This window comes from Dysgonomonas sp. BGC7 (assembly GCF_001261735.1).
Lineage (GTDB): Bacteria > Bacteroidota > Bacteroidia > Bacteroidales > Dysgonomonadaceae > Dysgonomonas.
On the sequence record NZ_CVRP01000003.1, the window covers coordinates 1 to 19,668 of the forward strand.

Annotated in this window: 12 protein-coding genes; 6 read left to right on the top strand and 6 right to left on the bottom strand. The window is 39.1% G+C overall.

From position 1 onward, the window contains the following. A partial coding sequence (locus tag BGC7_RS01775; protein WP_050699849.1) for a hypothetical protein occupies positions 1-924 on the top strand: 924 nt, incomplete at its 5' end. A gap of 33 nt (positions 925-957) precedes the next feature. Next, positions 958-2,967 (top strand): conjugal transfer protein MobC, encoded by a 2,010-nt coding sequence (gene mobC / locus BGC7_RS01780; protein ID WP_050699850.1) that lies wholly within the window; start codon positions 958-960, stop codon positions 2,965-2,967. A 36-nt stretch (positions 2,968-3,003) separates the two neighbouring features. Here mobC and BGC7_RS01785 read toward each other — a convergent pair whose 3' ends face one another. The 5 genes from BGC7_RS01785 to BGC7_RS01805 form a co-directional block, all read right to left on the bottom strand. Then, the gene (locus BGC7_RS01785; RefSeq protein ID WP_050699851.1) at positions 3,004-3,822 is read right to left on the bottom strand and encodes a competence protein CoiA; all 819 of its coding nucleotides are present in this window, start codon (positions 3,820-3,822) and stop codon (positions 3,004-3,006) included. 30 nt (positions 3,823-3,852) lie between these two features. Beyond that, positions 3,853-4,398 carry a hypothetical protein gene (locus BGC7_RS01790; RefSeq protein WP_087880031.1) on the bottom strand — a complete coding sequence of 182 codons (546 nt, stop codon included), beginning with the start codon at positions 4,396-4,398 and terminating at the stop codon, positions 3,853-3,855. Then, entirely contained in the window at positions 4,391-5,263 is an 873-nt protein-coding gene (locus tag BGC7_RS01795; protein WP_050699852.1) for a hypothetical protein, read from the bottom strand. The genes BGC7_RS01790 and BGC7_RS01795 overlap by 8 nt, the downstream gene beginning before the upstream one ends. A gap of 19 nt (positions 5,264-5,282) precedes the next feature. Next, positions 5,283-6,068 carry an AbiJ-NTD4 domain-containing protein gene (locus tag BGC7_RS01800; RefSeq protein ID WP_050699853.1) on the bottom strand — a complete coding sequence of 262 codons (786 nt, stop codon included), beginning with the start codon at positions 6,066-6,068 and terminating at the stop codon, positions 5,283-5,285. A 135-nt stretch (positions 6,069-6,203) separates the two neighbouring features. Next, positions 6,204-8,603 (bottom strand): hypothetical protein, encoded by a 2,400-nt coding sequence (locus BGC7_RS01805; protein WP_050699854.1) that lies wholly within the window; start codon positions 8,601-8,603, stop codon positions 6,204-6,206. Positions 8,604-8,926: 323 nt separating this feature from the next. On the opposite strand from BGC7_RS01805, the gene BGC7_RS01810 reads away from it, so the two are divergent. Together BGC7_RS01810 and BGC7_RS01815 are read left to right on the top strand one after the other, a co-directional pair. Then, the gene (locus BGC7_RS01810; protein WP_050700013.1) at positions 8,927-10,477 is read left to right on the top strand and encodes a DUF3945 domain-containing protein; all 1,551 of its coding nucleotides are present in this window, start codon (positions 8,927-8,929) and stop codon (positions 10,475-10,477) included. A gap of 55 nt (positions 10,478-10,532) precedes the next feature. Beyond that, positions 10,533-12,641 (top strand): type IA DNA topoisomerase, encoded by a 2,109-nt coding sequence (locus tag BGC7_RS01815; protein ID WP_050699855.1) that lies wholly within the window; start codon positions 10,533-10,535, stop codon positions 12,639-12,641. Positions 12,642-12,643: 2 nt separating this feature from the next. On the opposite strand, the gene BGC7_RS01820 is transcribed toward BGC7_RS01815, so the two are convergent. Further along, on the bottom strand, positions 12,644-13,294 hold the full coding sequence (locus BGC7_RS01820) for a GNAT family N-acetyltransferase (protein ID WP_050699856.1): 651 nt from the start codon (positions 13,292-13,294) through the stop codon (positions 12,644-12,646). A 287-nt stretch (positions 13,295-13,581) separates the two neighbouring features. On the opposite strand from BGC7_RS01820, the gene BGC7_RS01825 reads away from it, so the two are divergent. Then, on the top strand, positions 13,582-14,025 hold the full coding sequence (locus BGC7_RS01825) for a DUF1896 family protein (RefSeq protein WP_050699857.1): 444 nt from the start codon (positions 13,582-13,584) through the stop codon (positions 14,023-14,025). Then, positions 14,015-19,657, top strand: a complete 5,643-nt coding sequence (locus BGC7_RS01830; RefSeq protein ID WP_050699858.1) for an N-6 DNA methylase — start codon at positions 14,015-14,017, stop codon at positions 19,655-19,657. Before BGC7_RS01825 ends, BGC7_RS01830 begins: the two co-directional genes overlap by 11 nt. Positions 19,658-19,668: the final 11 nt, after the last annotated feature.

Below are 19,668 nucleotides of genomic sequence, written 5' to 3' on the forward strand. Positions count from 1 at the left end.
GCTGGGTACTTAGCCTACATTGTTTCGACCCGTGTCCGCACCGATGGTTCGATAATCAGCGACAGCAAAAATTACGAACGTAGCAGAAAGATTACAGACCTTTTGGAGCAAGAATACGGTCTGCACTCCAAAGAGAAAAATCAAGGCGAGACATGGCAACTTAACCCAATAGACGTTAGCCAGGGGAACTTAAAGAAACAGGTGGCAAACGTCATAAAATCGCTCTCGGAGATGTATTGTTTTCAGACTTTGGGAGAATATCGTGCTTTACTCTCCTTATACAATATAGGAGTAGAGGAAATCAAAGGAGAAAACAAGGGTAAAGCATATCGGGGATTGGTCTATTCGGCATTGGACGGTGAGGGTAAGCGTGTTGGTACACCTTTAAAATCCTCTCTGTTTGGTAAGGATCACGGTTTAGGTAGATTAGAAAAACGATTTGACAAGTCAAAAGAAACAATCAAAGCCACAGGCATAGCCAAACAAACCCGTACTAATGTTTCTGCGTCCTTTGCAAATACCCGTACAGAGAATGAGTTCCGAGCGGATTTGCGGGAAAGAGGTATTGACCTTGTATTACGTCGTAACGATGAAGGACGCATCTATGGGGCTACGTTTATCGACCATAACCAACGGGTGGTTTTTAATGGTTCTCGTTTAGGTAAAGAATTTTCTGCAAATGTTCTCAACGAACGCTTTGCGGATAATTCACCTCATGAATATATACAAGCTCCAGTACCGAAACGTTCCGATAATCAGCAAACAACCTCCAATCAGCAACCACAATCAACACACTCCGAGACGAATGATCCGGTAGGGAGTTTATTCTCTGTCTTTACACCCGAAGTTGCGGGAACAGACAACAAACAGCCGACCTTAAAGCGTAAGAAAAAGAAGAAACGCAGGTACGGAAGGCAACAGTAAATTTAGAATTCTAACAATTAAAAAATAACAATTATGCAAAATGAGGATGATTTGAGAGGACTTGCCAAAGTCATGGAGTTTATGAGAGCCATAAGTATTTTATTCGTTCTGATGAATATTTATTGGTTCTGCTATCAGACAATACACGAGTGGGGAATCAATATAGGAGTGGTAGATAAAATTCTAATGAATTTTAATCGTACCGCAGGATTATTCAATTCAATCCTGTGGACGAAAATATTTTCTGTGATTTTTCTTGCTCTGTCCTGTCTGGGAACAAAGGGTGTAAAGGAAGAAAAAATCACATGGAATCATATCTACGTGTGTCTTGTATTGGGATTTGTGTTTTTCTTTTTGAACTGGTGGCTTCTTTATTTGCCACTTCCTAAAATAGCTAATGCAAGTTTTTACATTTTTACTATTTCGGTTGGCTATATTTTATTATTGATGGCGGGTACATGGCTGAGCCGTTTACTAAAAAACAACCTGATGGATGATCCGTTCAATTACGAAAACGAATCCTTTATGCAAGAAACCAAGCTGATGGTAAATGATTATTCGATAAATCTGCCAACGAAATTTTGGTACAAAAAGAAGCAATGGAAAGGATGGATAAATGTAGTGAATCCGTTTCGGGCAGCTATTGTGTTGGGTACTCCGGGTTCAGGTAAGAGTTATGCCGTTGTTAACCAATTCATCAAACAACAGATTGAGAAAGGTTATACAGGTTATATTTACGATTTTAAGTTTCCTGACCTTTCTACTATTGCCTATAACCATCTGTTAAACAATAGAGAAGGTTACGAGAAAGTGCCTACTTTTTATGTGATAAATTTTGATGATCCTTCCCGTTCGCATCGTTGCAATCCGATTAACCCTTCTTTTATGGATGACATCTCGGATGCTTATGAGAGTGCATACACGATAATGTTAAATTTGAACCGAACGTGGGTGCAAAAACAAGGAGACTTCTTTGTGGAATCTCCAATTATCTTATTCGCTGCAATTATCTGGTACTTGCGAATTTATAAGGATGGAAAGTATTGTACTTTTCCTCATGCCATAGAATTTTTGAACAAGAGCTATGAAGATATTTTCCCGATTTTGACTTCGTATCCAGACCTAGAAAATTACCTTTCGCCCTTTATGGATGCGTGGAAATCCGGAGCTGCCGATCAACTTCAGGGGCAGATTGCAAGTGCTAAAATACCGCTTTCTCGTATGATTAGTCCGCAATTATATTGGGTAATGTCGGGTGATGAATTTACATTGGATATTAACAACCCTGACGATCCTAAAATATTGGTAGTGGGTAACAATCCCGACCGTCAGAATATTTATGGAGCGGCATTGGGATTATATAACTCCCGAATCGTCAAATTGATTAATAAGAAGGGGCAACTCAAAAGTAGCGTTATAATTGATGAGCTACCGACAATCTATTTCAAAGGGCTTGACAACTTGATAGCTACTGCCCGAAGTAACAAAGTTGCAGTTCTACTTGGTTTTCAAGATTTTTCTCAGCTAAAGAGAGATTATGGTGATAAAGAAGCTGCTGTAGTAATGAATACCGTCGGTAATATCTTTTCGGGACAAGTGGTTGGCGACACAGCAAAAACTTTGTCTGAACGTTTTGGAAAAGTGTTGCAGAAACGCCAGTCTATGACCATAAACAGAAATGATAAATCAACTTCCATTTCTACGCAATTGGATAGTTTGATTCCTGCGTCGAAAATAAGTAACTTAACACAAGGGATGTTCGTGGGAGCGATAGCAGATAACTTCGATGAGCGAATAGAACAAAAGATTTTTCATAGTGAAATCGTTGTCGATAATGAGCGGGTAGCCACTGAAACGAAAGTGTACAAGAGAATACCTGTTATCACCAACTTTGTGGATGAGTACGGTGTAGATCGCATGAAGGAAATGATTAAGGAGAACTACGACCGTATCAAAGCTGAAGCCAAACAGATAGTCGTTGAAGAGTTACAACGTATAAAGGACGATCCGGAGCTTTGCCATTTGTTGCCGAAAGAGGAGTAAATGGTTAGAGCCGCATTTAATCTGCGGCTCTAACTATTATCTACGCCATTTTTTACGATATATTTTGACTGGATAGATAGACCTCTTTTTTCTATAATATATTGGTCGCTGCATATTTCGTTGTCTTTGTTTTTGCGTTTCTATATATTCTTGTTCCATTTCATCCATAAATGCAGTAACTCGCTCGCTCCACTTCCCATTTAGAACAGTCTTAACGAAGGCCCCTCGCGGTATTTCCGCATATACAGCATTATATTCGTCATGGCTAGGAAATAGGCAATAAAGGTTTCTACGAATAGGATCGGCACTGGCGACATTGTCGAGGCCTAGAAAGTCGAACACTACTGGAACCGAACTTTTCAGCCAGTTGCTAGGAAAAAACTCATATCCAAATTCGGCTTTTCTTATACCCGGTTTCAATTCTATTGAACCAAATTTTCCACCCTTAACAAAGCGTGGAAAGTCCCGTGATAGTCGTGTCCCATCGACAACCCACACCATCTTTTTATAGAATTCCTCTCGTGAAATACGTTCCTCCGGATTGATAAAGGAATGTTGAAACTCTATAACCAGTCCGTGTTCGGTTCGTACATCCGCTATATGTTTCTCTCCAGTTTGTTCATCGGGCAAGAAAATTTCCTGCCATTCTGCGGGAAATTTATTCTTCCATGTACGATGCCATTCGGTTTCAGTCTCCCACCAGCTATCGCACATTCTCATATTTTTATGCGCCCAATGATGTGTTTTTTGAATACCGCATTTTGCAATAACCGAAGCACCACATCCAGGACACACCGCATCCATAAGATCGGGCATAGCTTCCGTAGGTTTATCGTTTATCAGTGCAAAACGCATATAAATATCAATAATTATTAAAAATATCTTTTATCGGTCACTTTTTATCCATTTAAAGCAGTGCATATTACCTAAATCAATTCGCATAATATATTCGTCTTCGCCCATAAACTCATCTAAAAACCTTTCGGTAAATCCACAACCTCCAGAAGCCTTTGCTTTTTCTAAAACATTCACAAGGGGATAAAAAGAATACCTATACTGACCGGGACTTCTATGTTCGTCAATTTTTAGATTCTCTTTTGTATCACAGATTATTAAAGAGCCTTTTCCATCACTAAACCTTCTTGCACATTCCAATCGTCCTGTAAAACTTGCTATTTTACCATTCTTACTAAGTCTTTCGCACGCCCTAAATAAAAATGGTCGTGTTGTGGGCAAATAATTCTTTAACACAATATCCCACACGTCAAATAAGGCTTTTCCTTTTCCGGAAGCATCGGTACAACACCACTCAATAATAAACCCTCTGGTCAGTCCAATTATCTCCGAACCTTTCTGCAAAATATCAATTAGATTTTGGGCTATTTCATCTTTCTGATTTTTTGACAATCTATATTGGAATTTATCATTCATCTGTACTGACCTTTTTTATTTTACTCAAATCATTAATTGTAGCTTTTAATACCTGCCATGATATTTTAGCAGTATCTATGTCTGGATTGAATTGGCTACTCATTTGCTGGTAAGGATGAATATAATTTCTAAAATCTCTCAAAGAATGGCTAAATTTTTTCACATCCAATCCAAGAAATCCAATATTATGAGCAACATCTATAAGGTTGTTTAAAGTCCAATTCTGAAATTGCAAGACCTTTCCAGTTTCCTTATCCCTTGGACTTGAAGGCGATTGATTAAATTCTTTCATATTTTTCAATGCAACACCTAATAATAATCCTTCTAATACACTACCACACATGATTATAACAGAAAGAGAAGCTCCTGTCTTTATACTCTTTTCTATCTCAATTAATCTTTGATTTAGAACATCAAGTACTAAAGTATCTATGCTCAATTTTTCTAACGATATATTTTGATATTCTTTTTTCAAAAAATCTTTCTCGGCATCCACTGAATCTGCATCTACCGTTTTATCGGGCACTCCCCTCAAACGATTGGCTATTCTTAAGCAATCATTAAATAAAATAGCATCCGTTTTAGAATATTCTACTCCCTTGATTTTTTGGTGTGCTTTTCGATAAGCAAGTAATTCATTAATTAAAGTTCCAACGGCTTTATCCGATTCCAAATGCCAAAACGCTCTTAAACGATTCGCTTTAGAATCTCCGAACATTTCATATTTTGATGTATAAATATCAACATGACAAACATCAAAAATAAACTGTTGAAAAGACGGGTTTGAGAAATTCAACACATAACCACTACTCATTTCAAACAATGTTTCTAACATTAATTTTTCTGGTTGTTTTATGCTTGCCATTTTTTATCTTTATTAATTACTATATTCTCCCTCTTTTTTTTGCCAAATATGCGGATAAGGAGAGAGATAAACCAACCAACAACTCTACCTCATCAAAGTCAGGATCACCACCTTCTCTTAAATGCCGACCTTGCTCTGACGAAAATCCCCATATTTTTTCAATGACTATATCCAATGGCGAAGGCACAATAGCCCTGTTTTGCTTAATTAATTCACCCAATGTTTGCTTCCTATTCCCTACGATTTCCCTTGCAATACACTCTAAACAAGCTAATGAATGCTGAATAGCTCCTGTTTTATCTGGACTTGGTTTTTTTGATAGATCACTGATGGCTTCTGATATCTCATGCTTCGCAGTATCAAAGCCATTCTTGATTACTATTTCTTTTGATTCTTTCAATTTTTGTTCAAATTGATTATCGCCTCTAAAGACTATCTTTCCATCTTCAAGTTTCCATCCGATACCTCTTTCAAGGAAAAAGTCGTTTATTTCTGAATCAAAATCAGTTTGTTGAGATTGAAATTTTCGTGATAGTGCTTCAATAACATCATAAACTTTCCACCAATCACAGTTTGAAATCAGTTCTCTTATTTCCATATCAATATTGGGAAATTCACTCCAATTACCGTCGTCTGGAGAAACTCGTAAAACTTGACAAATAATAGGTCTTATTTGTTTGGGCGTAAACCCTAATGCGTATAAGGTTTGTATAACATAACTGCGAAGGGCATCAGGAGCATCTTCTCTAATTATAATTTCTACTTCTTTCCCAGAATATCCTTCTCTTTTTGAAAAACTGTTCATCTATTTTTAATAATTTATTTCTAAATCAAGTGGTGTATGCTTTTGCAATATCCTTAATTATTGCACTTTACAAAAGTAATAAATAATAAAATATCATATGAATCCTTCTGTTTTTGTTTTCTTTAATCTTGCAAATCAATCTGACTCTTCGCTTTCTCCTATCTTCATTTCAAGCAACTTTTTGTATAATGCTTTTTTTTCAATAGGGTCTTTCACATCCTTAGATAGATATTCCGCCATAAAACCATCAAAATATTTATTAAATCTTTTTACATAGTTTTCTGATCTTTGAGTTAACTCTGGATCGGTGTTATTTATTATTGTTCGTAATGCTAAATATATTCTATATAGCAAGTTAAAATTATTTTCCTCGAATGCTTTTTCGTAAAGCCATTCTATTTCGTTTGGCATTTGAAAAAAGCATTTTTGAATTGATTGTACAAAAGGTTCAATTACACCTTCGTGTCCACTAATTATAGAACCAACCCCATCTAAATCGAAGCTTTCCAATGCTTTTATGTTGTTTAACGATCTAACATCTGCTCTGCGAAGTAACTCTTTGCTTGAACCTACTTCATATAAGAGATGTAAATGAAAAGCATATATAGAGTATTCTTTATTATCAACTAACCCCAGTGGATATGCAGCTAGTTGAGATAGAATTACATAAGGTAAAAAATCAGCAATAAAACCTCCTTCGTTTATATCATCATCAAAGTTCATTTGAATATGTCCGACACCTTCTACATACATTAAAGTTTTTGTTCCTTTTTCAATCTTCTCTAATAGTGGCGGCATTTTTAATAATTCTTGAACTAAGTTGGAAAATAATTCAACTTCATTGGCTTTTGCTATTTCCAATAAAACTCCATTTGCAACAATATCGCAATAAGGGATTGATATAGTTGTATCAAGAAGTAATTTGCATAATTCAGTTGTCGATTTCTCCTTTTCTTGTATCATCATTTTAGTAATTAGAGATATTGAATGCACTGCGATTAATTCTTGAATCTTAGGGTAAATAATAGTCATTCCATTTCGGATTTCACGAAAAACAGCAATAGATGATTTTATTAAATCATTAAAATCATCTGGAAATTTTTTTTTGAAAATATCAGTTGTTATTGCTCCACTACCTGAAGCCATTATACTTAGATCAATGTCTTTTTTTCTCAACTCACTTTCTATAAAAAAGCAATACGTAATTTTTCTATATAAATCATGAATTTGTTTTGTATAGGTTTTGTTAGATGTGATCGCTTTTAGTAGATTCAAGTTTGGAACAGCATCAATTTTTGTAAATTGACCGTCTTTAATCCCTCCATGATAAAGAGAAACTAAATGTCGTAGAATACGAGGTTCACGATATTCTGGTGTATAGTGCCCTCCATGCTCAATTAACACCTTATACTTATCAAAAATTGAACTGTTTGTTATATCATATTCTTCATCGTTAAGTTCATCTAATTGGATTAATTTACTTTGGTCTCCAATAATTGTTTTATATTGTCTATTCTCAACAAAAGCAATTCTTTTATAATTAAACTCGTCTATGCTATATAATGTGTGATGATTTACTCCTTTAAAAATATCTATTAACTCTATAATTTCGCTCTTAATGGATTCAGGAATATCGTTGTTGAAATTATCTAATAGTAAGTAAAACTTACCATCAGGCAAATGAATTAATGAATTAATTAGCCATTCTCTGATTTTATCTTTTGTAATCAAAACTTTAGTGTTTTCGGTAAAGTGATTCGCCAATTGCTGAAAGATTGAATAATTATGGTCATTGCAATCTAAATAAAGTAAGAAGTTTTTTTCAGATTTTGTTTTGTTAAAAAACTGATACAATAAATTTGTTTTTCCAGTGAAAGCTGAACCAACAATCCCTATTAAAGCTGCCCCGTCGGTAAAAAGAGTTTGTATTTGTTTTAAACATTGTCTTTCAATTTGAAAGTCAATGCAAATCGGTTTTGTAAAGTCATTAACCGTTCCCAATAATCTTTCAAATTTCACTTCCGTTATTTGGTTAATTATTTTAGAGAATAGATCGGGTTCTTTATTTAGTAAAACACTAATTGCATCTTTAAAGTCATTTATTGCAAGTTGAAAAGAGTTATCAATTAGGTTCTGTATATACTCCAGATCAACATTCGTTTTGCTAATATTTTCTTTAGTGTATGTGTTGTAGAATAGATTGTCTTCGCCATTTGATATCAATGTTAGTGGAGGCATTGGATGAATCAACCTTGCATAAGATATACCCTGTGAAATATCTTCATCGGTAAGAGTTAATCCTTCTCTTTTTAATTCTAGAAGGATCGTATTTTTATCATCAACAGTTAAAAGAACATCAAAAATAGCTCTTGCTGGATTAACAGAAGGTTCTTTTAAATTAACAACAACATTGTGATGTCCAAATTTTATGCTGAATGACTTTTGATATTGAACATTAACCATTCTAAAGGTCGGAAAAACAGAGGTCAAGACTCCGTCAATTCTAGCTTCTAATGTTGCCTCATTTTTTGCCATTTGTTACTATTATTTTATTTAATGATGATGTGTAATGTATCCTTCGCTACTGAATTTCTCATTAATTTACCGTTCTCTACAGATTTTATAACAATATACAGACTTTTTCTTTTGCTCATTATCACGATCATATAAATTTCACAAAAAACAGATCTTTCCCGATAGAACAGTAAAGCGGGAAGTAAAAACACCCCAAATCTAAAACCCTCCCTAGACAACTCCAGACACAAGCTGCCATTCGTTTAAAACCTTGCAATCAGTCCATTACTTCGTTTTATATTCGCTCTGCATTAATAGTAATGCAGAATAAAACATCATTTATTATGGATCAAAACAAAGTAAAATCCGAAGAGCCTAAAGTCTTACTGACCCAAGGCGAAGATGGCAAACTAAAAGTCATCACAGGGGAGCAGGACGGTAAACTCAAAACCGTTGAACCCACCAAAGAAAATTCCGACCAGTTTTTGAAGGTTGACACCAACAGCAACTTTCTGGAAAACTTCTTCAAAAAGATGTCGGCACAGTTCAATCATCCCTCACATACCGGTGTTTATGCCGTCGGGATGTCAGCCGTAGATAAAATAGCGGCTTTCTTAGACAAACTTATTCGCATCGACCACACCGACAAAGCCCTCGATCCGTATCGCCTTAAATTTGATGGTAAGGTAAAGATACATATTGAGCTAACGGGCAAGTTCCAACCTTTGGATCTCAATAAGATCGATTGGAAAGAAAGTGAAAAGCTGGGACTCTCCGGTGAGAAATTACAGGATGCCCTCAAAGCGATGGTTTATGGACACAAGTCACCCGGTCTGGTGGATATCAAACCTACTATTGATGGAAATGAGTTTCCGATGCAAGCTCGTTTGTCATTAGAACCACAGAAAGATGGCAGTATCAAGTTAGTGACACACCCCAAGCAGGAACAACCCGATTTTGAGAAACCTTTTATGGGTGTGGTCTTTTCCGAACAGGATAAAGAACAACTCCAAAAGACAGGGCATGGGGCACGTGTATTTGAGCTTGAGATCAACGGAGAGAAAATACCTTCAGTTATCTCTCTCGATAAACTGACGAACCGCCTTGAAGCTGTACCACTCTCCGAAATCAATATTCCGCAGACGTTGAAGAATGCCCCTCTTTCTCCCGAACAACAACAGGGCTTGAAAGAAGGCAAAGCCGTATGGGTTGAAGGAATGGATAAAAAGGTGAAGTCGGGAGAAGAACCCCAGAAGATTGACCGCTTCGTACAATTCAATGCAGTCAACAAAAACTTCGATTTTAAGTTCAGTGACGAACAACGTCAGCAGCATAATCAGCAGCGACAAGCCAAACAAGGAGAAGGGCAAGAAAAACCACTTCCCAAAGCCCGCAAGATGGATGAGGTCTGGGTTTATTCCAAACAAGGAGGTGTACAACTTAGTAAAGAAGAATTTACCAAGCTATGTAACAAGGAACCGATTTTTGTAGAGGGTATGCAATCCCGTCCCAAACAACCACAACCCGATGCTTCGGGAGCACAAAAAGTAGAAGCTACCGATCAGAAAGGGCAAAAATACAATGCATGGGTATGGATTGATGAAGACAAGGGCAAAGTCCGCCATACCTCTAAACATCCCAACCAGATACGAGCCATCGAAGCAAAACAAGCGGCAAAAGATTCTCAGAAAGTGACTCCTGCTACCGAGAGTAAAACACAGGTGGCTGTCAATAACGAAGGCAAGACCAACGAAGCGACCAAACATTCTAAGGAGCCGCTAAAGCAAGGTCAGACACAACCTACCGCCAAACAAGTAGAGAAGAAAGAGCAGAAACAACAGGAACAAAAACAATCTCCTGCTGCTCCTAAAAAAAGCAAAGGACGTAAGATGTAGGAATATAAAATAATAAAAGGGTCTGAGACTCCACCACTAAAAAATCAACGTTAAAATGAAAATAATAATAGCAGAAAAACCATCTGTGGCTAAGAGTATAGCAGCCATAATTGGAGCGAATAATAAGAAAGACGGCTATATGGAAGGTAACGGATATGCCGTTACGTGGGCATTCGGGCATCTGGTAGGACTTGCCATGCCGGAGCATTACGGTATTGCAGGATTTCAGAAAGAGAACCTGCCGATACTTCCCCAAGAGTTTAAACTATTGCCCCGACAAGTCAAAGAGGGCAAAGAATATAAGAACGATCCCGGTGTGATGAAACAACTCAAAGTAATCAAGGAGTTGTTTTCTCAGGCTGATGGAGTTATTAATTGTGCTGATGCCGGACGTGAAGGGGAACTCATATTCCGCTATATATACCAATATATAGGATGCACCCTTCCGTTCGAAAGACTTTGGATCAGCTCTCTTACCGACAGAGCCATCAAAGATGGTTTCAAAACCCTTCGTCCCGGAGCAGATTATGACAATCTGTATGCTTCTGCAAAAGCCCGAAGTCAGGCAGACTGGCTCGTAGGGATTAATAGCAGTCAGGCACTCTCGATCTCCGCAGGTTATGGTGTTTGGTCACTAGGCAGGGTACAGACCCCAACACTGGCGATAATTTGTAGTAGATATTTAGAAAACAAAGATTTCAAGCCACAAACTTATTTTCGTTTGAAACTCCATACTGCTAAGGAATCTACAACATTTGCTGTTCATTCGACAGATAAATACGACAGTCGAACCCACGCACAAGAAGTTACGGCTAAGGTCAAAGCAGCGAGAACGATACTTGTTACAGCCGTGGAACGTAAGAAAGTCAAACAAGAACCACCATTATTGTATGACCTGACCACGCTTCAAAAGGAAGCCAATAGCAAACATGGTTTTTCAGCAGATAAAACTCTGACGATAGCTCAAAGTCTGTATGAAGCTAAGAAAATTTCCTATCCACGAACAGGTAGCCGTTATATTTCCGAAGATGTACTGGAGGAAATACCACACCTGATTGCTACACTTCGCTCGCATGCTTATTTTAGAGATTACATCGATGGACGATTTGATACCAAACTCAATACCCGTTCGGTCAATGATGCAAAAGTTACCGATCATCATGCTCTCATTATCACAGATGAGTCTGCAAGCAATCTATCCAAAGACGAACAACTTATCTACGATATGGTTGCCGGACGTATGTTGGAAGCCTTTGGCGAACCATGCATGAAAGAGAACACCACCGTATCATTTGATGCCGATGGTGTACACTTTTCATGCAAAGGAAGCGTTACACTCGTCCCCGGCTGGAGAGCGGTATTTGAAGCTAAAGACGAGTCAAACGATGAAGAGGATTCTATTGCTTTACCTGTTCTTTTGGAAGGAGATAAGCTTTCTGTTCGTGATTGCGAGATTCAGGAAAAGCAAACCAAACCTCGCCCACTACATACTGAAGCTAGCTTATTGAATTCGATGGAGTCAGCGGGCAAAGAAGTAGAAGATGAGCAACAGCGTGAAGCGATGAAAGAATGTGGAATAGGTACACCTGCTACCCGTGCATCCATTATTGAAACGCTCTTCTCCCGTGAGTATATTGTCCGAGAGAAAAAGTCTCTAGTTCCTACCAATAAAGGATTGGTGGTTTATCTGGCGGTCAAGGATAAGAAAATTGCCGATGTCGCTATGACAGGGCAATGGGAAGAAGCCCTCAATAAAATTGCTTTGGGTAAGATGGATGCCGCTACATTCCATAAAGGAATAAAAGTTTATGCTTCACAGATCACTACTGAGCTACTTTCTACTGCTATCGAACGCACGGATAACCGTAATACCTGTTCCTGCCCCAAATGTAAGAACGGGCAGATGGTATTTTACCCGAAGGTCGTAAAATGCAAAGATGAAAGTTGTGGACTGACCGTATTCCGTAGCATTGCTAAAAAAGAACTGACAGACGGACAACTGACTGACCTTTTAATGAATGGCAAAACCTCATTGATAAAAGGGTTCGTAAGTTCCAAGACTGGAAATACGTTCGATGCAGTTATTAAATTCGATGCGGATTACAAAACAGTTTTTGAGTTCCCGCCACGCAAAGGTGACAGCAAGAAGAAGCGATCGAAGTAGAACTATAGATCCAATTTCATATTGTAATTGTAATAACAGCCCTTCTTCAGTTGAATTTCACCTTCATCCAATTTTTGGAATCCTAATCGGGTATAAAAAGTGACGTTTTCCGGAAGTTGGGTTGTTAAACCAACAGTATGGCATATTCGATTTATAGATCTTAATTTTTGCAAGCAATTGTCGATCATATAAGAACCAATCCCTGAACCCTGATAGTTCGCTTTTACGGCAACCATTGACAAATAATAATATTCATTGGCTCCGATGGCATTGGTTAGAAGCTGTTTATTGAGAGCATCCATCTTAAGCATTGTGCGTAAAGCCGAGAATCCAAAACTCATAATAAATCGAGGTATTCCGATTTTGAGATAATCGCGAAATTCCGATTTTATTCCATTGGGAGGTAATAAGCTGAATACTCCTATTATTTCCATTGAGTTTTTCATTCTAACGACTTTTGTCACAGACTGTCTTCTGTTTATTAGAAATAGATTGGTCTTGAATAACCAGAACAACCCATCTCGCAATCTATCCTTGTTTACGAAGATTGAAGCATAAGCAAGATTCGATTCAAAAGCATCTACTAAAATAGTAGCGGCTTCATCATATTCAGATTCTTTCAAGTTATCTATTCGGACATCAGGTAATGACATGGCAATTGCTGTTTGATATTACGATTCAATGAATCATGCAAATTTAGATATAAGTGATCGGATACGCAATGACACCAAGCAAGAAGCGACCATTGAAATAATAATTTCACTATCTTTACCACTGAAAGGTCTTTGTTTTACGATTCGGAATAGTCGTTTAACATTGATTTTTTAGTGGTGGCATCCGGGGCTAAGCTCCGGATGCTTTTTTCTTTTCCGATTGTAAGCTTCATCCTTACAAAAGCAATAACAAAAGGGTCTTCGACCTCCACTAAAAAATCAATGATATGGCAACAAAACCAAATACGTCAGCCGTAAAATTCTCTTATTTTCGGCTATCCCTATTATCTTACCTACGAGATACCCACCCCGATAAAACTTCCGACTTCGATTTTATAGCTGTACGTGGCGATGCTGCGGCAGAGGCGTATAGCCAAGCTATAAAATCAGGTCATACCCACGACCAAGCAGAAGTAATCTCTTCACAAGTCCTGTATGAAGGTTTGCACTTCTCTACCTACCGAACCCTTGTGACTATTCTCTGGGAAGAATTTTCCGAAGAAGTAAATCCGGCACAAGCCGAAGGCATAGCAATAGAACTATTGTCTCGACTTATGGGTACAATTCAAAAATACACCTTGTCTGATGATTTTGCCGATACCCCGGAGTATAATCAGTTTTACACGGAACTGACTGGCGAAATACAAATCCTGCTCGAAAATGGCTTATAATAAGAAAGCCCATCTTCGGGACAATATCGAAGCGATCCGCATTGCATTTGCTCTCGATAGAGAAAAAAGACAGGCTACTGATGCAGAAAAAGAAAAGCTGGCAGCCTATTCTGGTTTTGGTGGGATAAAAGCCGTGTTGAATCCCGCCGCCAAACAGGAAGATATAGCCCATTGGAAAGCTTCAGAGCATGATCTGTTCCCTCTGGTAACTGAATTACATGAAGTGTTACGGGAGGCAGCTAAAGACGATGCCGAATATAAACGTTATGTCAGTTCGCTGAAAAATTCGGTGCTGACTGCTTTTTATACTCCAAAGCCTGTTGTAAATGCTTTGTCACTGGCTCTGAACAACAGTGGAATTAAACCTCTTCATTTTCTTGAACCTAGTGCCGGAGCCGGAGTATTTATGTCCTCATTCAAAGAAACCGTACCGGATGCTGAAGTTACAGCCTTTGAAAAAGACTTGTTGACAGGTAAAATTCTCTCACACCTGCATCCACAAGATAAAATACGGATTGAGGGTTACGAGAAAATGGAAGGACGATACGCACAACATTATGATGTGATAGCCTCTAACATTCCTTTCGGGGATGTCGCTGTATTTGACCCTTTGCTCTCCAAGCATGAGATACCCGCAGTTAGCCAATCGACAAAGGCAATCCACAATTACTTTTTTACCAAAAGCGTGATGGCTGCACGCGAGGGTGGATTAATAGCCTTTATCACTTCGCAGGGTGTTCTCAACTCGGAACAAAACAAACCAATTCGTGAACACCTGATGAATAGTTGCAATATCGTATCAGCTATCCGTTTACCTAACAATCTGTTTACAGAAGAAGCAGGAACGGAGGTCGGTAGTGATTTGATTATCCTGCAACGCAAGAATTTAACGATCTTGCCGACCCAAAGGCAGCAGGATTTTATCGAATCCCGCAAACTATCCAATGGCATATTCGTAAACAATCTCTTCAAAGACTTCGACAGGGTGGTACAAACGGATGTAAAAGTAGGTACAGACCCTTACGGTAAACCTGCAATGGAATTTACCCATTCCGGAGGAACGGAAGCTATTGCAGCTACACTGTATCGGATGCTGAATGAAGATTTTTCCAAACATCTCGATCTGGAGCATTACTTATCTCATGCTCCCCAAATACAAGAACAGCAGCCTATTGTAACTCCGATAGAGAAAATCTCTGTTTCGGATATGGTGGAGCAAAGTCCTAAGTCGGCTTATGAACCTACACTCGAAGATTTAGTCCATTTCTATCCTTTTGGAGAAGCCAGAAACCGAAAGGTATGGGCGGAACTGTCCGAGCAGGACAAGAAAGCTGTTGTGGAGCCACGTATTAACTCTCCAAAAGAAGAAACGAAAGTTATACCTGAAACAAAAAAAGATACAATCATCAAGGATAAAGCCAGTGGCTTGTTTGTAAATAAGGACACAGGAGAAGTAATAGAACAAAAGAAAGTATCGCCTCCTGATATCCAGCAACAGCCGATTGTAACCTTATACGACCTGTTTGGTTTTTCTGCCGAAGAACGTTCACAAATCAAACAACCCAAACATTCCCGTCGTCGTATGACTATGCCACAGCAAAAGGGAGTACAAGCTAAAAGTCCGTCAACAAGTAAACCGACCGAATCACCCGAACAACGCACTGAGCGATTGGAAAAAGAACGTGCAGAGCGATTGAAGCCCATTGCGATGCCTATACCCGAAAACGGATTGCCGAAACACTATAAAAATGGCTCATTGGTAACCGATACAGATAATCGTATAGGTTATTTGCGGGATATGGACGGACATCAACCGATGTTCCATCCTTTGGAACTGTCACCGAGCCAGCAAAAACAGGCATCGCTCTATATCGAAATACGTGACACCTATAATCATTTGTATAATAACGAAGCCGATACACTCAAAGAAAATCCCGCATTACGGCAGATGCTTAATCGCCTATACGACGATTTTACACAAAAGTTCGATAATCTGAACGATGCAAAGAATCTCGATCTCATCAAGATGGATACCGCAGGACGAGAAATACTTTCGTTGGAACGCTACCGAGAAGGTAAAGCGATCAAGGCTGATATTTTCGAACGTCCTGTAGCTTTTAATCCCGATGAGATTTCTAAAGTGGATAATGCCTATGAAGCTCTTGTCTCCAGTCTGAATAAATACGGAACGGTGAATTTAGATCACATGGTCTCTCTGACAAACAATACGCAAGAGGGCATACTTGATGAACTGAAAGGTAAGATCTATTTCAATCCGCTTGTCGGGAGCTATGAGGTAGCAGACAAGTTTGTATCGGGTAACGTTATTTCAAAAGCTGACGAAGTACAAAATTTTATCGACCGCAATCCTGACCATGAAGCTGCCAAAGATTCTCTGACCGCTCTACAGGATGCTATACCCAAACCGATAGCTTTCGACGATCTGGATTTCAATTTCGGGGAACGGTGGATACCTTCGGGTATCTATGCTGCTTTTGCATCCTACCTTTTTGAAACGGATGTAAATATACATTATGCCCCCAGCAGAGATGAGTTCAGTATAAATTCTGATACTAAAAATGCCAAAATCAAAGACCAATATGCTGTTAAAGGGGAGAGCCGTACCTTCGATGGCATTGCCCTGATGCGTCATGCCTTGCACGACACCACTCCCGATATTACAAAAACAATCCGGGTAGATGGTAAAGAGACAAAGGTACGTGATGGAGAAGCCATTCAGCTAGCCAACACCAAGATAGATGAAATGCGTAACGGCTTTTCGGAATGGCTCAGAGAGCAGACTCCCGAATTTAAGGACAGGCTTGCCGATATGTATAACCGCACGTTCAACTGTTTTGTGCGACCCGAATATGACGGTTCACACCAGACTTTTCCCGGACTCGATCTGAAAGGTTTAGGTATTCCTGACTTATATAATAGCCAGAAAGATGCTATCTGGATGCTTAAATTGAATGGAGGAGGGATCATTGACCATGAAGTGGGTGGCGGTAAAACGCTGATTATGTGCTGCGGTGCAATGGAAATGAAGCGGCTCGGATTGGTGAACAAACCCCTTATCACAGGGCTGAAAGCCAATGTTCACGAAATTGCACAGACCTTTTGTACGGCATACCCTGATGCAAAGGTACTCTATCCGGGTAAAGAGGATTTTACACCTCAGAACCGCAATCGTATTTTCAACGAAATGAAAAACAACAATTGGGATGCAGTGATTTTAACACATGAGCAGTTTGGAATGATTCCTCAATCTCCGGAGATACAACGAAGCATCTTACAGGCTGAGCTCGACAGTGTGGAGGAAAATCTCGATGTACTACGCTCGCAGGGTAAAGAGGTATCGAGAGGGATGCTCAAAGGTTGTGAGAAACGAAAAGCCAACCTTGAAACTAAATTGGAAGGAATAGCTCACCAGATTGAAAACCGTAAGGATAACATGTCGGATTTTCGAATGATTGGTATAGACCATTTGTTCGTAGATGAATCTCACAAATTTAAAAACCTGACTTTTACCACCCGCCACGATCGTGTGGCAGGCTTAGGCAATACCGAAGGTAGTCAACGGGCACTCAATATGCTTTTTGCTTTGCGTACCATACAAGAACGCATAGGCAAGGATTTAGGAGCTACTTACTCATCGGGAACAACGATTTCTAATTCATTGACAGAGCTATATCTTTTATTCAAATACCTTCGTCCCAAAGAATTGGAAAGACAAGGTATCAACACCTTCGATGCGTGGGCGGCTATTTTTGCTAAAAAAACCAAAGATTACGAGTTTTCGGTTACCAACCAGATTGTACAAAAAGAACGTTTCCGCTATTTTATCAAAGTACCGGAACTGGCTTCTTTCTATTCTGAGATTACTGACTATCGAACAGCACAGGATATTGGTATAGACCGTCCCGAAAAGAACGAAATTTTACACAACATACCACCTACACCCGACCAGCAGGAGTTTATCGGTAAGCTGATGGAGTTCGCTAAAACAGGAAATGCCACTCTTTTAGGGCGTGCACCGCTTTCGGAACGGGAAGAAAAAGCAAAAATGTTGATAGCAACCGACTATGCCCGAAAAATGTCGCTCGATATGCGGATGATAGACCCCGACAAATATGGCGATCATGTGGACAACAAAGCCAGCCATTGTGCGGCATCCATAGCTGACTATTACAAAAAATACGATGCACAGAAAGGAACACAATTTGTATTTTCGGATTTGGGAACCTATAAACCAAACCAATGGAGCCCATACACCGAAATAAAACGAAAATTGGTAGAGGATTACGGCATCCCTGCATCCGAGGTACGGTTTATTCAGGAGGCAGGCAGCGAGAAAGCACGCAAAGCGATGATCAAGGATATGAATGCGGGTAGAATTCGTGTTATGTTCGGCTCGACTGAAATGCTGGGAACAGGTGTAAATGCTCAGAAACGTGCGGTAGCGATTCATCATTTAGACACACCGTGGCGGCCGTCAGATCTGGAGCAACGCGATGGTAGGGCGATACGCAAAGGCAATGAAATAGCCAAACTGTATGCTGATAATAAGGTCGATGTGAAAATATACGCCGTAGAAAAATCATTAGATGCTTACAAGTTTGGCTTACTACACAACAAGCAATTATTTATCAAACAGCTTAAAAATAATAATCTGGGTAGTCGTACTATCGACGAGGGTAGTATGGATGAGAAAAGTGGCATGAACTTTTCTGAATATGTGGCTATCCTGTCGGGGAACACAGAATTGCTGGAGAAAGCAAGGATAGAAAAGAAGATAGCTGCTTTAGAGAGTGAAAGGCAAGCTTTTGTTCGTGGAAAATCATCGAGTCGATACAAGTTGGAAAACATCATGCAGACCGTAGATTCCAATAAAGGATATATTGATCGCATTTCCAAAGATGTGGAAGCCTTCAACAGCAAGGTACAGGTTGCTCCTGATGGGACACGGCTTAATCCTGTCAAATTAGATGGATTTCAAGCCACTGATCCTATTGCTATTGGAAAGAAGTTGAATGAAATAGCAGACAAAGCACGTACACATGGAGCCCACGAGAAAATCGGTTCGTTATATGGATTTAATTTATTGGTCAAATCAGAGACTACGAATAAAGACGGCTATGATTTGGTACAGAACCGATTTTTTGTGCGTGGAGAGGGGCAGATACTCTACAACTATAATTACGGGAGTTTGGCGGCAGATCCTAAAACTGCTTCGATGAATTTTCTGAATGCACTCGATTCTATGCCCAAACTCTTAGAAAAGTACCAACAGGATACTGACAAGCGGATGCAGGATGTACCCGTTCTAAGGCAGGTAGTGGAAGGTGTGTGGTCGAAAGAGAACGACCTGAGGGACTTGAAAACAGAACTCATAGCTTTAGAACGTAAGATAGAGCTTTCATTAAAACCTATCGAACAAAGCGAAGGACAAGAAAATGTTTCTGAAAAGAATCAGGCTCAATCTCAGAATAACCCAAAATCGACAGTGATTCAAGATGCCCTTATGCCAAATACTTTGCAAGGAGTGAAAGACGTTATGGGAGACAGATTTGTTATTGCATCGGTGGGTAGTAGTCATCCTAAGGAAGAGAAAAGAGGTATAAAGTTCTAAATGAAGATGAC

Bases quoted from the DNA above. Each gene is read 5' to 3' on its own strand.
- mobC (WP_050699850.1), top strand. From the start codon at position 958: ATGCAAAATGAGGATGATTTGAGAGGACTTGCCAAAGTCATGGAGTTT.
- BGC7_RS01785 (WP_050699851.1), bottom strand. From the start codon at position 3,822: ATGCGTTTTGCACTGATAAACGATAAACCTACGGAAGCTATGCCCGAT.
- BGC7_RS01790 (WP_087880031.1), bottom strand. From the start codon at position 4,398: ATGAATGATAAATTCCAATATAGATTGTCAAAAAATCAGAAAGATGAA.
- BGC7_RS01795 (WP_050699852.1), bottom strand. From the start codon at position 5,263: ATGGCAAGCATAAAACAACCAGAAAAATTAATGTTAGAAACATTGTTT.
- BGC7_RS01800 (WP_050699853.1), bottom strand. From the start codon at position 6,068: ATGAACAGTTTTTCAAAAAGAGAAGGATATTCTGGGAAAGAAGTAGAA.
- BGC7_RS01805 (WP_050699854.1), bottom strand. From the start codon at position 8,603: ATGGCAAAAAATGAGGCAACATTAGAAGCTAGAATTGACGGAGTCTTG.
- BGC7_RS01810 (WP_050700013.1), top strand. From the start codon at position 8,927: ATGGATCAAAACAAAGTAAAATCCGAAGAGCCTAAAGTCTTACTGACC.
- BGC7_RS01815 (WP_050699855.1), top strand. From the start codon at position 10,533: ATGAAAATAATAATAGCAGAAAAACCATCTGTGGCTAAGAGTATAGCA.
- BGC7_RS01820 (WP_050699856.1), bottom strand. From the start codon at position 13,294: ATGTCATTACCTGATGTCCGAATAGATAACTTGAAAGAATCTGAATAT.
- BGC7_RS01825 (WP_050699857.1), top strand. From the start codon at position 13,582: ATGGCAACAAAACCAAATACGTCAGCCGTAAAATTCTCTTATTTTCGG.
- BGC7_RS01830 (WP_050699858.1), top strand. From the start codon at position 14,015: ATGGCTTATAATAAGAAAGCCCATCTTCGGGACAATATCGAAGCGATC.